This window comes from Bradyrhizobium sp. Y36, from assembly GCF_002531575.1.
Classification (GTDB): Bacteria; Pseudomonadota; Alphaproteobacteria; order Rhizobiales; family Xanthobacteraceae; genus Bradyrhizobium.
On record NZ_NWTI01000018.1, the window covers coordinates 60,135 to 73,130 of the forward strand.

The window sequence follows — 12,996 nt, forward strand, 5'->3', positions numbered from 1 at the left end:
TGACGACCGGCGGCGGGCGTGCACGGCCCTATTATGGGAACAGGACCCGGGGCAGCGGGTCGAGCCGTCGCTAGTCGCGCTGAACACCCTGTCGCGCGCTTTAGGTCAAGCTATTGCGGGTTGACCTCGACCTCCAGGGTCGACGTCCCTGCATCGTGTCGGTTCTTGCCCGAGATTAGCAGCGTGAACGTGTCGGTGCCGCGCATCTGGTTCTCGGCCGAATAGCGGAAGCCGGAGCCGACCACGGCCAACTGTCCGCGTGAGGGGCCGCTCACGACCGAGACGTTGAAGATCTGCATGTACGACCAGCGCAGGCCCTGGATACAGTCTGCGCCGGGCGCGATCGACATCGTCCATTTCACCGTGTCGTGCGACAGAGCGAACGGCGTCCGCTCCTTGATGCAGAGCGGGCTGGCCTGCGCCGCGAGGCCGGACGCAACGAAAGCCGCGAGGGCAGTACCCGACAGCAATAATGGTCTTGCAAGCATGCGCGGCAGTTCCAGAGTGACGCCGAAAGATAGCAGCAATGGTCTAACGAGGTCTTAGACCGAGGTGACTGTCCGCACCTGTTCTCCCGCCTCGCGTTCTGCCCGACAAGTCAATGTGTGTTTCGGAAAAATAGTAAGTCATTGATTTGGTTGGGGCCGGCTACTGTGCATGGGGTTGTTTTTCGATTTTTGAGGGAGGGGTGCGGAACTCCTACAGGCCGATGCCGCTGACGGCGAATCCGCCTTCTTGCAATTGGGAAACTGATGAGCTGAAGTTGCCGCGGCCTCTGGCTGCTGTTGGCCTTCTGTGGAGTCATCGGAGTGCAATCCATTCGACGCAAGTCCGTATCCCCTCACCGGATGCGAGGGAAAGCGCCGGTCAAGGCGATCGTGGCCGCCTCTATCGGACTTGCCGTGCAGGTTGCCTGTCCGCTCTCATGTCGGGCTCAGAGCGAGCCCGAGCCCGCGCTCAGCGACTATCTTCCACCAAGCGAGCCGGAAGTGACACGCGACGAATGGCGGCAACGCATCGAGGACGCACGGCGCCGCGCCAAGGAGGTCTCGCGCGAGCGGCGGGAGCATCCGGAGCTCTACAAGCCCGTCCCGGAAGATCCGGATCTCGTCGCGACCGAACGTCTGCTCCGCGACGACAGCCTCCAGCGGGGCGACATCGTCACGACCAAGAAGGGCATGTTCGTCTATCAGGGCCGGCCCGATCAGCCGCGCCGCGATCAGGACTTCGTCCCGGTCAACCCGAAATCGGTGCGCTGAGGCTTTAGTACCGCCGCAGGATCTCGTTGAATTTGGGATCGGTGACCGCAGTGGTCTCGAGCAGCAGCGACTTGCCTTGCGGCGTTGCCTGCACATAAGCCGCTATCAGCAGCGGCTCGTAGCGCGAGCGATTAGCCAGCGCCGAGCGGATGTCGGATTGCGCCAGCAGCTTGATCTCCTCGTCCGTTGCGGCGGCACTCGAGGTCACAATCCGGACGCGCGAGAAAGCGACGTCAATCGGCACCGATCCGGTCAGGTAGGACATCTTCACCGCGGGCGTTGCCGCTTCGCCGGTCTGGGCCTGCAGCGTGCCGAGCGTGAGCCAGAGCGCGGGCCTGATCGGTGAGACCTTCAGGGCCGTGACGACGGCGGCCTGGGCCGCCTTGTTCTCGCTCGCCCGCCCGCCGGCATCCGAGGAAGGACGATGGAGCACGTCGGCGGCTCTCGCCGCCGCGTAATTCGCGAGCAGGTCCCCATCCAGCGAAACCGATGCCAGGACACCGCCGGCCGCCACTTTGGCCTTCTCGGGCGGGATCTCGCCCGAGAACAAATCACTCGCGCGAAAATCCGGTCGGACGAAATCGCCGTAGAACGCCATGGCGGCATGAAGCGCCAGCAGGATCGCGGTGCAAATGCCGATGACGCGAAGCAGGATCATGCGGGTCATGGTGAAATCGAATAGGCCGTTGAGGGCAAGGCGAACACGGGATTCAAAGGGGAGCCGAAGCCCTTAAATTGCCATCAGACTATCGCCCTGGATCGTCAGCAGCGTCAAGTTTCCGGTCGCGTAGGCGCCGGTATCGATGTTGATGCGGTTCGGGCGAATGTCGGGCACGCTGACCGGCGTATGACCGTGAACGATGTATTTGCCGAAGCGCTCCTCGGAGGCGAGGAACTCCTCGCGGATCCAGAGCAGGTCCTCATCCTTCTGCCGCTCGAGCGGGACGCCAGGCTTGACGCCGGCATGCACGAAGAAGAAGTCGCCGCAGGTGAAGGACGAGGGCAATTGCTTGAGGAAGGCCAAGTGCTCGGGAGGCATCGCGCGCTTCAATCCGTCGATCAACTCGACCTGCTGCTCCGCTGTCGGGTTCATGGTCGGCGTGATGCCGTAGGAGACCAGCGTCAGCAGGCCGCCATAGTGGCGCCACTCCTGCAGGCGGGCGGGGTCCTTGAGGACCTCGAGCAGGAAGATCTCGTGGTTGCCCTTGAGGCAAACCGTCTCGTGCGATTTCGAGCGTGCGATCAAGAGATCGAGAACGGCGCGAGAGTCCGGGCCGCGATCGACATAGTCGCCGAGGAAGACCTGGATGGCGCGTTCGGGAGCCGAGCGGGCAAGATCCGCGTCGATCACGGTTAACAGCGATTGAAGCAGATCGGCACGCCCGTGCACGTCGCCGATGGCATAGACGCGAACGCCGTCGGGAAGCCGCGGCTTGGTCTTCTTTCGAAAGCGTCTGGAAAGGCCCATCAGGTCGGTCGAATCGCCTCTAGCGTCACGAGCGGAATGTCGTGACCGCTCTTAGCAGAACAAGTTACGCATCGGTATTCTTAATTGTTTCCGACCGAGTAGCCCGCATTTTGATTAAAGGATCGCGCGGCCTTTGAGCCGTATTTCAAGACGTCTCGCGTAGCGTCTTCCCAACAAGAACGGGGAGCGCGACATGCGCAAAGTTGTAAAGTTCCTTGCGGCCGTGGCCGCAATCGTCGTTGCTGCAGGGGTGCAGCAGCGCGCTGAAGCCGCTTTCGTCGGTGCGCCGATGGGGCTGCGTGGGGCCATCCAGTACATCAAGTTCGAGCAGCCGACGCTGGCGCCGATGGCATTCACGCTGTTTTGCCTGAAGTACAAGGACGAGTGCAAGCCGCGGCCGCAGCAGATCGTCTTCCGGGGCGGTCGCCTGAAGCTCACGGCCGAGCGGCTGGCGCAGATGCAAGAGGTCAACCAGCAGGTCAATACCGCCATCCGTCCCGAGGCCAATCTGGAAGGGCTGCGCGGCGAGAAATGGCTGCTGCATCCGGTGAGCGGCGACTGCAACGACTATGCTGTGACAAAACGCCACGAGCTGATCGCCAAGGGCTTTCCGGCGCGCTCGGTGCTGCTCAGCGAGGTCGTGACCACCTGGGGCGAGCATCATCTCGTCGTCGTGGTGCGCACCTTCTCCGGCGATCTCGTGCTGGACAATCTCTCCGGCCACATCCTGCCGTGGTCGAAGAAGCCCTATCGCTGGGTCCGCATCCAATCGCCGAAGAACCCGAACTACTGGGCTTCACTTGGCGACCGCTCGGTCTGATGATCGGCGCTCTATCGTGACGAGGATTGGCTGACGCTCTGCGACAGCCCCAATCCTGCGATCACCGACAAGCAAAGGATTGCTGCCGGGTGCAGCAATCCAGGTCCTGCGAAGCTCTGGACCAGCGCAAACAAGACACAGGCCGCGGCGGCCGCAGGGAAGAACGAGTCGCGTCCGCGCTGCAAGGCGCCGAAGAACAGGCGCGACAGGGCGATCAGAGCTGCGAGCATCGAGACAGCGAGACCGACCGATCCCATACCGGCGAAGATCGCGGTCGCCGTGGACGGTGCCGTCAGGGCCGCGCCGGCATCGCTCTGATAGATCCTGCCTACGGCGGCAAAGGTTCCTGCGCCCGCGCCGAACCAGCGCGTGTCCGCCAACATCCGCTCCAGCGCCGCGCGCGTCTCCGCCCCCATAGCGGGTGTGAGCCGCATGAGAACCGGACCGGAGCTCTGTTCGAACAGGAAGGTCAGGACAATCGCCGCCCCGATCAGCGCGGCGGCGGCGAGCGCGCCCGCGGCCAACGGCGACAGATCGAGCCGGCGGATGACGAGGATCAGTAGGATCAACACAATGCCGAACCCTGCCGCCACCGCATTGTTGGTTCCGGACAAGCCAAAGACCGCAGCCGCGCTGATCAAGGCTCCCGCAAGGCCGAGCAGACCAAGCACGATCGAGCGAAGCAGCGAATGACGCGTTTCGGCCCGCTCGGCGGCAAGCTGCATGATCGCCAGATTCAGGACGAGACCGAAGCCGGCCAGGGTCGTCGCGAACTCGGACGTTGCGGCAGTTCCTGCAACCGCCGGTGAGAGCCGATGCAGATCCAGGGTCAGGGCGGAGACCGCGGTGATGCCACCGAGGACGAACAGGACTAGCTCGGCGCGGCCACGATCGCGGACGACCACAATGGTCACGCCGAGCAGCGCTGTCGCCGCCAGCGCCAGCATCAGCGCGTTCAGGGTCAAGCCGAGATCGGCGGTGATCGGCCCGAGCGGAAAGCCGCCGAGGACGTCGCGAGCGCTCGCCCAGATCGGATGTCCAAAGCCCAGCGGCAGCGGCATCAGTTGAGCCGCAATCAACATCGGAATGGCGATCAGGATCCAGCGGCCCCAGGAGGTCGCGCGCACATAGTGGTCGTAATCGGCTTTTCGCGCACTTAGCGTGGCTGCCAGCAGGCTGAGCGCGGCAGCCATCATCCCGAGCTGCGCACCGAACTTGGCGCCGGCGATTTCGAGAGCGGAAGCGGAAACGATGGAAACGATGAGGGAAAAATAAGCGAGGGACAAACGGCGCGCTCGACGAGGAATCCTGAAACGTTCAGGTCACCATACAAGCCGCGGGTCTGTTTTCAAGCGAAGCTCGGCCCGGGCCAACAACTTGCCCGTGGGCCTTTCGCATGCGCGCGAAAGGTTGATCGCAACGAGATCAGCGCGCGCTCTTGACCGGCCGGGCAAACACGCGCGCGGCGCGGGCGGCGGCCAGGCTGAAGCGGGCAGCCGAACCGAAGAGGTAGCCGGCCTGGAGCGCAATGGCGGCGAAGGCCGCAGCCTTCAGGCCTTCAAGCACGCCAAGGCTGGTCATCAGGCTGACCGGCAGCACGGCGAGCACCAGGGCGAATGTGACCGGCAGCAGCACCAGGACGCGAAAGCGTTGGCCCAGCACGGCACCCACCAGAAAGCTGAAAATCAAAAGCGCGGTCATCCGAAACACTCCGTGCTTCGGACCCTAGGTTCCCCACCCTAAAAAGACCCTTAAGTCGTATGGCTAAATTTGGCCTATTGGCCGCAATTTGCCAGCAACGAGTGATAGGCCTCCCGCAGCCCGTTCAGGGCGACCACACCTTTGATCTCGCTGTCGCTTTCCTTGACGACCAGAGACAGCGAGGCGGTTGTCTGCCATTTGCCGGCGGCAAAGGCCGAGACCTCGTCGGGCAGCAGCACCGCAGCGCCGGCGGCGGCCATGCTGGCTTCGACGGTCAGGGTGCCGCCGCTGCTGGCGGCGATGGTGACCTTGGGGTGGCTCCGCGGCGGGAAGGGGCGGATCAGGGCTACCAGCACGTCGATCTTGCCCTTGGGTGCGCAGCGCACAATGAGCCCGGCGAAATCCGGATCGGATTGGGCGGTGTCCGCGGTTTTGGTGATAGCCGCGAAGCTCTCGCCCTCCTTGCCCCCTTGGGTCCGGCTGAATTTCCAGACCGAGGAGGGGGCAGGGGCGGCCACTTCCAGGAGCGGGGCACCCGCACACGATGATCGTGCGCAGGGAGCAGCCGCGCCCAGGGGGCGGTCTGCGCCGCCAAGGAGCGATCCTGCCAGGAGGGTGAACAGAAGGAGGCCAGGCACGAGGAAATCCTATCTTGCGGGTTCCAGCCTTTAGCAGACGGCGGCAAGCTCCAGAAGGCCGGCGCCGACGTGCCGAGCCCTTCGCTTGGGCGGGGTGCTCGCCGACCGGGCACACGAAATACAACAAATAGTCACAAAGGGTTAAACCACGAGCCAAAACGTGGCCCGCACGCAACAGTCGGTGAGCGATCGTCCGTTAACCATTCAGGAACCCTTGTCGCTCTGCCCACTCCGCCGTACCACTTCAAGGTAATTGGGGTCTCCTGGGGCGCGATTCATGCATTCCTTTGCAAAAACATATGTATTCAAGCCGGCATTCCTGGCCGCTGCTTTGGCGCTCGGGGCGTGCTCGACCAATCCCGGCTCCGGTCCGCTGACGGACGACGTTAACAACAAGATTCAGACTGAGAACGCACCGGCTTACGAGCTGGTGCCGCTCAATCCGGCCACGGTGAAGATCCTGCACACGCATGAGCCCAAGGGGCTTGCCGGCGTGTTCACCGATCGCCGCCCGCCCGCCAGCATCGTGTTCGGCATCGGCGACGTCGTCAGCGTCACCATCTTCGAAGCCGCCGCAGGCGGTCTGTTCATCCCGGCGGAAGCCGGCGTCCGCCCGGGTAACTATGTCACCATCCCGGATCAGTCGGTCGACAATGACGGCTTCATCACGGTGCCCTATGCCGGCCAGATCAAGGCTGCGGGCCGCACGGCGGTGGAGATCCAGCGTTCGATCATCGAGAAGATCGGCAACCGCGCCATCGAACCGCAGGCGGTCGTTGCGATGTCCTCGCAGCGCACCCAGCTCATCAGCGTGCTCGGCGAAGTCAATTCGCCGGCGCGTTATCCGGCGAGCGCGGCGGGCGCGAAGGACAAGGTGCTCGATGCGATCACCCGCGCCGGCGGCATCAAGGGCCAGGGTTTCGAAACCTGGGTCATGCTGGAGCGTGGCGGACGGCGGGCCACTGTCCCGTTCGAAAATCTCGTGATGGCGCCCGAGAACAACGTCTATGTGCGTCCCGACGACAGCATCTACGTCTACCGCGAGCAGCAGAAGTTCATGGCGTTCGGCGGCAGCGGCCAGAGCGGCGAGTTCAACTTCGACGCCTGGCGTATCAACCTCGGCGAAGCCGTCGGCAAGGCCGGTGGTCTGCTCGATGGACAGGCCGACCCGTCTGCCGTGTACCTCTATCGCCGCGAGCCGCGCGAGGTCGCTGCCCAGCTCGGCATCGACGTGAGCAAGTACACCTCGGAGACGATCCCGGTCATCTTCAACGTCAACTTGCGTGATCCGGGCGGCTTCTTCCTGACCACCAAGGTCATGATGAAGAACGGCGACATCATCTACGTCTCGAACTCGCGCAATGTCGAAACTGCCAAGTTCCTCAACTTCCTGAGGGTGATCATGGCGACCGGCAGCGATGCCGTGAACCTCAGCAACGATGCGCTGATCTTCCGCAACAACATCAAGCTGGCGCCGTAAGTCGCCGACTTGATCGACAAAAGAGATGGCACCGGGGCCTTGTCCCGGTGCCATTTTCGTTTAGCGATCTGATTTGTATTGTCGGGCTTGCGGGGGCCCTGTCGGGATCGCGGCGCCATTCGGCAAGGCGCCGGTCATCCGTCAGCCCGCTCTGTTGCAAGGGGTTGCATGCGTTTTCGATCAGTTGGGGGAATTCGGGCCCTCGTCTTGTTCGCCTTTGGGCTCGCACCGGCCGGAACGGCGCTCGGCGCCGCTGCTGACCTCGGCGTCCGCCACCGCATTGACGTGATGGTTTCGGCCGAACCCGATGCCCCGATCATGTCGCGCCTGAAGGGAGGCAAGGGCGAGCTGTCCTTCACGGTCCGCCTGTCGGCGAATTCCAAGGAGAGCAAATTCTTCGGAATGCTGCGTCCGTCTTTCCCTCACATCGTCATCCCCGACGGCGCGGGCAAACCGCTGGTCCAGCAGACCAAGCTCTGGGAGGAGGAGGTCTGCCACCAGCGCCGCGGCCTGCCGAAGGTCACCGTGACCCAGCTCGGCGGGCATTTTGGCGAGGGGGACGGGCGGATCGAGATTTCGGCCATCAACCGCCACATCGGCGTGCTGGTCCCGCCCGACGAATTAACCCCCGGAATAAAACTCGATCAGGGGAGTGATAGCTTTGGGCTATTCTATGCGTTCCGGGCGCAGACCCGGAACAGCCGCCTCAACGTCGATCTGAAGATCTATCCGATCGACTGCTTCCTCTAAGCCCAGAGCAAAGCTCGCAAGACAAGCTCGCAAGACACGACGATGCGCCTTTGGCCTCCCGACATGAACTGGTTCAGGATTCGTTGGTCGTGGAGCTTGCCCGCGACCTTCGTCCTATTCTTCGTCGTGGCCAGTGCGCCGTTCCCGTTCGGCTCGACCAATGATCTGTCGATCGCGTTCTGGTGCCTGTGTCTCGGCATCGCGGTGATCTTCGCGCCGACGCGCGATCTGCGCGCGCCCCATCTGTGGCTGCTCGCCGGCATCGGCGTGATCGTCGCCGCTTATGTCTTCGTGCTGCACGAGCAGCTTTCGGACCATCCCTTCCTCGCGCCGTTCCAGCCGATCTGGAAGCAGGCCTCGGATCTTCTGGGCGTGCCGATCGCGCCCTCTGCTTCGATCGTGAAGAACGAGGCGTTCTTCGCGCTTGGTGCGCCGCTCGCCAACATCCTCGCCATCGTGCTCGGCATCACCGTCGGCGCGGACCGCGAGCGCGCGCGCCGCATGCTGTGGGTGATCGCGATCTCGGGGGCGGCTTACGCGCTCTACGGCGTGCTTTCGTTCCTGATCGAGCCCACCATGATCCTGTGGCGGGACAAGACGGCCTATCTCGGCAGCGTCACCGGCACCTTCATCAACCGCAACACGGCGGCGGCCTATTTCGGCTCGGCTGCGGTGATCTGGATGCTGTTGATCCTGGAGGACGTCCGCCGCCGCTTGCCGGAGCGGCACATCGAGTGGAAGCGCCTGTCGCTGGATCTGCGCACGATCCCGCCAGGCGAGATCCTGCCGCAGCTCGGCTGCCTCCTGATCTGCCTGATGGCGATGTTCATGACGACCTCGCGTGCCGGCGTCGGCCTGTCGCTGCTCGCGATGATCGTCTCGTTCACGCTGTTCCTGCGCAAGGATCTGCCGCCGCGCACCGGCATCTGGATCTCGCTGGGCTCGGGCCTCGCCGTGGCGCTGGGGCTTTTGCAGCTCCTGGGCGGCCGCGTCTCGAGCCGGTTCGACAGCAATGGCCTGGTCGACGAAGGCCGCATCGAGGCCTGGAAATCGACACTTCGGATCATCGGCGACAATCCCTGGTTCGGCACCGGCATGGGCACCTTCCAATGGGCCTTTCCGCCGTACCGAAGCCCCAATATCTCGATTCGCGGCGTCTGGGATGCCGCACATTCGACGCCGCTGGAGCTTGCCTCCGAGGTGGGCATTCCCATGGCGCTGCTGGTGGCGCTCGGCTGGGCCATCATGCTGCTGGTGCTGGCGCGGGGCGTGTTCACCCGGCGGCGCGATGCCATCATTCCGCTGGCGGCGGCGGCGACCGCGACGCTGTCGCTGCTGCATTCGTGCCTCGATTTCACCCTGCAGGTGCCCGGTTACAGCATTCCGTTCTTTGCGCTTTTCGGCGCCGGCCTGGCGCAGTCCTTCCGCACGCAGGAAGGCCGGCCGGCAGCGGGGGCGGACCCCACCAGCCGGCGCGGCGAGGGGCGCATCGCAACCGCGGACGAGGCGCCGGGGCGGGTGCCTCAGCTTCACAAAAGTGTCTAGATTTGAAGCAGTTGCGCCGTTTACGAAGTCTTTAGAATAAGTGGACAGCCCTTTTCTCTTCCGCTACGTTCCTGCACTGCACAGCCATTTGCCCGGGCCGAGGAAGCACATCGGGGCAGCTGATTTTTGGAGGTTTGTTTATGAGCGTTATCAAGATTGCGCTTCGCATGGCTGCCGCCGCGGCCCTCGCCGCGACCATTACCACGGCCGCCAGCGCCGCCGTTTACCCGCCGCAGCGCCAGCTGCCGGCCACCGTCATTTCCGACTTCAAGGCTTCTCCCAACAGCCTGCTGCAGCAATATCCGACCGGCGGCCCGCAACTGATCTCGCGCGTACGCGACCTCGGCGCCTCCGATCCGACCACGCTCCCCGGCCTGATCGCGCTATTGAAGGATCCCGCGACCACCAAGGACCAGATGCGCGGCATCGTCGCCGGCCTCGCCCAGGTCGCCCGCATGGCCGCCCAGACCGACCAGGCCTATGCCAATGAGATCCAGGCCGCGATCGCCGGCACCGGCAACGCCGACGTGATCGCCGCCTACCAGGCCGCGACCGGCGACGTCGCGATCGCCGCGACCGGCGGCGGCGCGGGCGGCGGCGGCACCGGCGCGGGTGGACCCACGGGGACCAGCGGCTTTGCGACCGGCGGCAACGGCGGTGGCGGCACCACCTTCGGCAATAATACGACGGCCAACAACGGCACCGGCACCGGCAGCGGTTCCGTCGGCGGCACCACGAACAGCGTCAGCCCGCGCTGACCTGGCGGGCCTCTCGGGGCCCTCGCATGATCACGGCAGCGGCGCCAGCGGGCGCCGCTTTGCTTTTGCGCCGTTAAGCTTCACGTGAAATGTCATGCGAGCGGCGCTGTGCACTGCGTCAGGCGCGTTCAATCGACGACGAAACTGTGCTAGTCTTTCGCGGCAGCGGGCTTTGGCATCGGGTTTGCTCCGGACGCATCCAGGCTTTTGGCGACCATTGATCCCAAGAACACACATCGATCCATTTTCAGGAATTGCTAGATGTTGCAGGTGAACAAGCCGACCTCGGAGATCAACCGTGATTTCGCCGAGGCCGACGGCTCCCCGTCGCAGACGCTGACCTCCTATCTCGACATTATCCGCCGCCAGTTCCCGACCATGGTCGCGATCGTCTCGGCCTGCGTGATCCTGGCGCTGCTCTATCTCTTCACGGCAGCGCCGCAATTCACCTCCACGGCCTCGATGGTGATCGACACCCGCAAGGTGCAGCTGTTCCAGCAGCAATCCGTGCTCGGCGACATCGCGATCGATTCCGCGACGGTGGAAACCCAGGTCGAGATCCTCAAGTCCGAGAACATCAGCCTCGCCGTGATCCGCGACCTGCACCTCACCGAAGACCCTGAGTTCAGCGGCAGCGGCGGCGGCCTGCTCGGCGCGATCACCGGCTCGGTCACCGGTCTGTTCTCCTCCAGCCGCGCGCCGTCCGAATTCGAGCTGACGCGCAAGGCACTGGAGCGTTTCGCGAGCAACCGCACAGTTAGGCGCCTCGGCCTCACCTATGTGATGGAGATCGGCTTCACCTCGCGCGATCCGCAGAAGGCCGCGCGCATCGCCAACGCGATCGCGGATGCCTACATCGTCGACCAGCTCGAGGCGAAGTATCAGGCCACCCGCCGCGCCAGCGTCTGGCTGCAGGACCGCATCAAGGAGCTGCGGACCCAGGCCTCCGCCGCGCAGAAGGCGGTGGTGGATTTCAAGATCGCCAACAACATCGTCGACAGCGGCGGCCGCCTGATGAACGAGCAGCAGCTCGCTGAGGTGAACAGCCAGCTGGTGATGGCGCATGCGGGGACTGCCGAAGCCAAGGCCCGGATGGACCGCATCAACGACATCCTCAAGCAGGAGATTCCGGACGCCAGCGTCGCTGACGCGCTGAAGAACGACACCATCGTCAAGCTGCGCGGGCAATATGTCGACATGGCCTCGAAGGAATCGATCTGGGCAATGAAATACGGCTCGGATCACTTGGCGGCGGTCAACCTCCGCCGCCAGATGGCCGAGATCAAGAAGAACATCGTCGACGAGCTCAGGCGCATCCAGGAATCCTACAAGAGTGATTACGACATCGCGATGACGCGCGAGGAGGCGATCAAGTCGAGCCTGGCCAACGTCGTCTCGGAATCGCAGCTCACCAACCAGGCCCAGATTCAGCTCCGCGAGCTCGAAAGCACCGCGCAGAGCTACCAGGCGATGTACGACAATTTCCTGCAGCGCTACATGGAGAGCGTGCAGCAGCAATCGTTCCCGATCACCGAGGCGCGCGTCATCAGCGCGGCGACCACCCCGCTGATCAAGAGCGCGCCGAAGTCGCTGATCATCCTCGGCGCGGCGCTGCTCGGTGGCCTGATGCTGAGCTTCGGCGCGGCCATGGCGCGCGAGCTCTCCGACAAGGTGTTCCGCACCACCTCGCAAGTCGAGGAGCAACTGGGGGCCAACTGCGTTGCCATCCTGCCGGCCCTCGGCGCGCCGGCGCCCGCCGCGCTCTCCGGCAAGCTCGGCCGCAAGAAGAACAACCCCGAGCCCGATCTGCTGCGTTATGTCGTCGACAATCCGCTGTCACGTTTCTCCGAGGCGGTGCGCTCGCTGAAGGTGGCGGTCGATCTCAACTCCATCGTGCGCGAGAACCGTGTTCTGGCGGTGACCTCGACCCTGCCCAACGAGGGCAAGAGCACGCTCTCGACCAACCTTGCGCAGCTGATCGCCCATGGCGGGGCGCGGGTGATCCTGGTCGATGCCGATCTGCGCAATCCTTCGCTCTCGCGTGCCTTGCGACCGGATGCACAGTCCGGTCTTGTCGATGTCGTCGCGAACAAGGCGCAGCTCGAGGACGTCATCAGCACCGACCCGCAGACCGGGCTCGCGTTCCTACCCGCCGGCACGACCTCTAAGCTGTTGCACACCAACGAGGTGCTGGCGTCTAAGCCGATGCGCGATCTCGTCGCGCTGTTGCGGTCGAAATATGACTATGTCGTGATCGACATGCCGCCGATGGCTCCGGTGGTCGATGTGCGGGTTACCTCCCCCTTCGTTGACTCCTTTGTGTTCGTGGTGGAGTGGGGCAAGACCAAGATCGATGTCGTGCGGCACAACCTGCGCAACTCGCCAGAAATCCAGGACAAGCTTCTGGGCATCGTGCTGAACAAGGCCGATACGAAGCTGCTCGCTCGCTACGAGTCATATCACGGTCGCTATTACTATCAGAAATATTATGCTCGCTATGGATACGTCGAATAGCGCGCGGACGTACTTATGCTAAGGAGCTTGCGAAGCAAGCCACTCGCAGTATGTCTACGCAGC

The 12,996-nt window shown here is 63.9% G+C and carries 13 protein-coding genes; 7 read left to right on the forward strand and 6 right to left on the reverse strand.

Annotated elements, in window-relative coordinates; genetic code table 11:
* Nucleotides 1-110: 110 nt before the first annotated feature.
* The gene (locus CO669_RS25910) at nucleotides 111-470 is read right to left on the reverse strand and encodes an Ig-like domain-containing protein (protein ID WP_245444494.1); all 360 of its coding nucleotides are present in this window, start codon (nucleotides 468-470) and stop codon (nucleotides 111-113) included.
* A 519-nt stretch (nucleotides 471-989) separates the two neighbouring features.
* Here CO669_RS25910 and CO669_RS25915 point away from each other — a divergent pair.
* Nucleotides 990-1,259, forward strand: coding sequence for a hypothetical protein (locus tag CO669_RS25915; RefSeq protein WP_245444496.1), 270 nt, complete (start codon nucleotides 990-992; stop codon nucleotides 1,257-1,259).
* A 4-nt stretch (nucleotides 1,260-1,263) separates the two neighbouring features.
* On the opposite strand, the gene CO669_RS25920 is transcribed toward CO669_RS25915, so the two are convergent.
* Nucleotides 1,264-1,926, reverse strand: coding sequence for a hypothetical protein (locus CO669_RS25920; RefSeq protein WP_097662775.1), 663 nt, complete (start codon nucleotides 1,924-1,926; stop codon nucleotides 1,264-1,266).
* Between the two features lie 63 nt (nucleotides 1,927-1,989).
* A complete protein-coding gene (locus CO669_RS25925; RefSeq protein WP_097662776.1) occupies nucleotides 1,990-2,727 on the reverse strand; it encodes a metallophosphoesterase family protein in 738 nt (245 codons plus the stop codon).
* 193 nt (nucleotides 2,728-2,920) lie between these two features.
* On the opposite strand from CO669_RS25925, the gene CO669_RS25930 reads away from it, so the two are divergent.
* Entirely contained in the window at nucleotides 2,921-3,547 is a 627-nt protein-coding gene (locus CO669_RS25930) for a transglutaminase-like cysteine peptidase (protein WP_097662777.1), read from the forward strand.
* Nucleotides 3,548-3,558: 11 nt separating this feature from the next.
* Here CO669_RS25930 and CO669_RS25935 read toward each other — a convergent pair whose 3' ends face one another.
* The 3 genes from CO669_RS25935 to CO669_RS25945 all read right to left on the reverse strand — a co-directional run bounded on the left by CO669_RS25935 (nucleotide 3,559) and on the right by CO669_RS25945 (nucleotide 5,766).
* Entirely contained in the window at nucleotides 3,559-4,833 is a 1,275-nt protein-coding gene (locus tag CO669_RS25935) for a hypothetical protein (RefSeq protein ID WP_097662778.1), read from the reverse strand.
* A gap of 139 nt (nucleotides 4,834-4,972) precedes the next feature.
* Nucleotides 4,973-5,248: a hypothetical protein gene (locus CO669_RS25940; RefSeq protein WP_097662779.1), complete on the reverse strand. Its 276-nt coding sequence runs from the start codon at nucleotides 5,246-5,248 to the stop codon at nucleotides 4,973-4,975.
* Between the two features lie 74 nt (nucleotides 5,249-5,322).
* On the reverse strand, nucleotides 5,323-5,766 hold the full coding sequence (locus CO669_RS25945) for a hypothetical protein (protein ID WP_245444498.1): 444 nt from the start codon (nucleotides 5,764-5,766) through the stop codon (nucleotides 5,323-5,325).
* 397 nt (nucleotides 5,767-6,163) lie between these two features.
* Between CO669_RS25945 and CO669_RS25950 the strand changes: the two genes are divergently transcribed.
* The 5 genes from CO669_RS25950 (at nucleotide 6,164) to CO669_RS25970 (ending at nucleotide 12,933) form a co-directional block, all read left to right on the forward strand.
* Nucleotides 6,164-7,366 carry a polysaccharide biosynthesis/export family protein gene (locus tag CO669_RS25950; RefSeq protein WP_097662780.1) on the forward strand — a complete coding sequence of 401 codons (1,203 nt, stop codon included), beginning with the start codon at nucleotides 6,164-6,166 and terminating at the stop codon, nucleotides 7,364-7,366.
* A gap of 207 nt (nucleotides 7,367-7,573) precedes the next feature.
* Nucleotides 7,574-8,116 carry a hypothetical protein gene (locus CO669_RS25955; RefSeq protein WP_245444500.1) on the forward strand — a complete coding sequence of 181 codons (543 nt, stop codon included), beginning with the start codon at nucleotides 7,574-7,576 and terminating at the stop codon, nucleotides 8,114-8,116.
* Between the two features lie 42 nt (nucleotides 8,117-8,158).
* Nucleotides 8,159-9,661 carry an O-antigen ligase family protein gene (locus CO669_RS25960; protein ID WP_245444502.1) on the forward strand — a complete coding sequence of 501 codons (1,503 nt, stop codon included), beginning with the start codon at nucleotides 8,159-8,161 and terminating at the stop codon, nucleotides 9,659-9,661.
* A gap of 140 nt (nucleotides 9,662-9,801) precedes the next feature.
* On the forward strand, nucleotides 9,802-10,419 hold the full coding sequence (locus CO669_RS25965) for a hypothetical protein (protein ID WP_097662783.1): 618 nt from the start codon (nucleotides 9,802-9,804) through the stop codon (nucleotides 10,417-10,419).
* 261 nt (nucleotides 10,420-10,680) lie between these two features.
* A complete protein-coding gene (locus tag CO669_RS25970) occupies nucleotides 10,681-12,933 on the forward strand; it encodes a polysaccharide biosynthesis tyrosine autokinase (protein WP_097662784.1) in 2,253 nt (750 codons plus the stop codon).
* Nucleotides 12,934-12,996 lie beyond the last annotated feature (63 nt).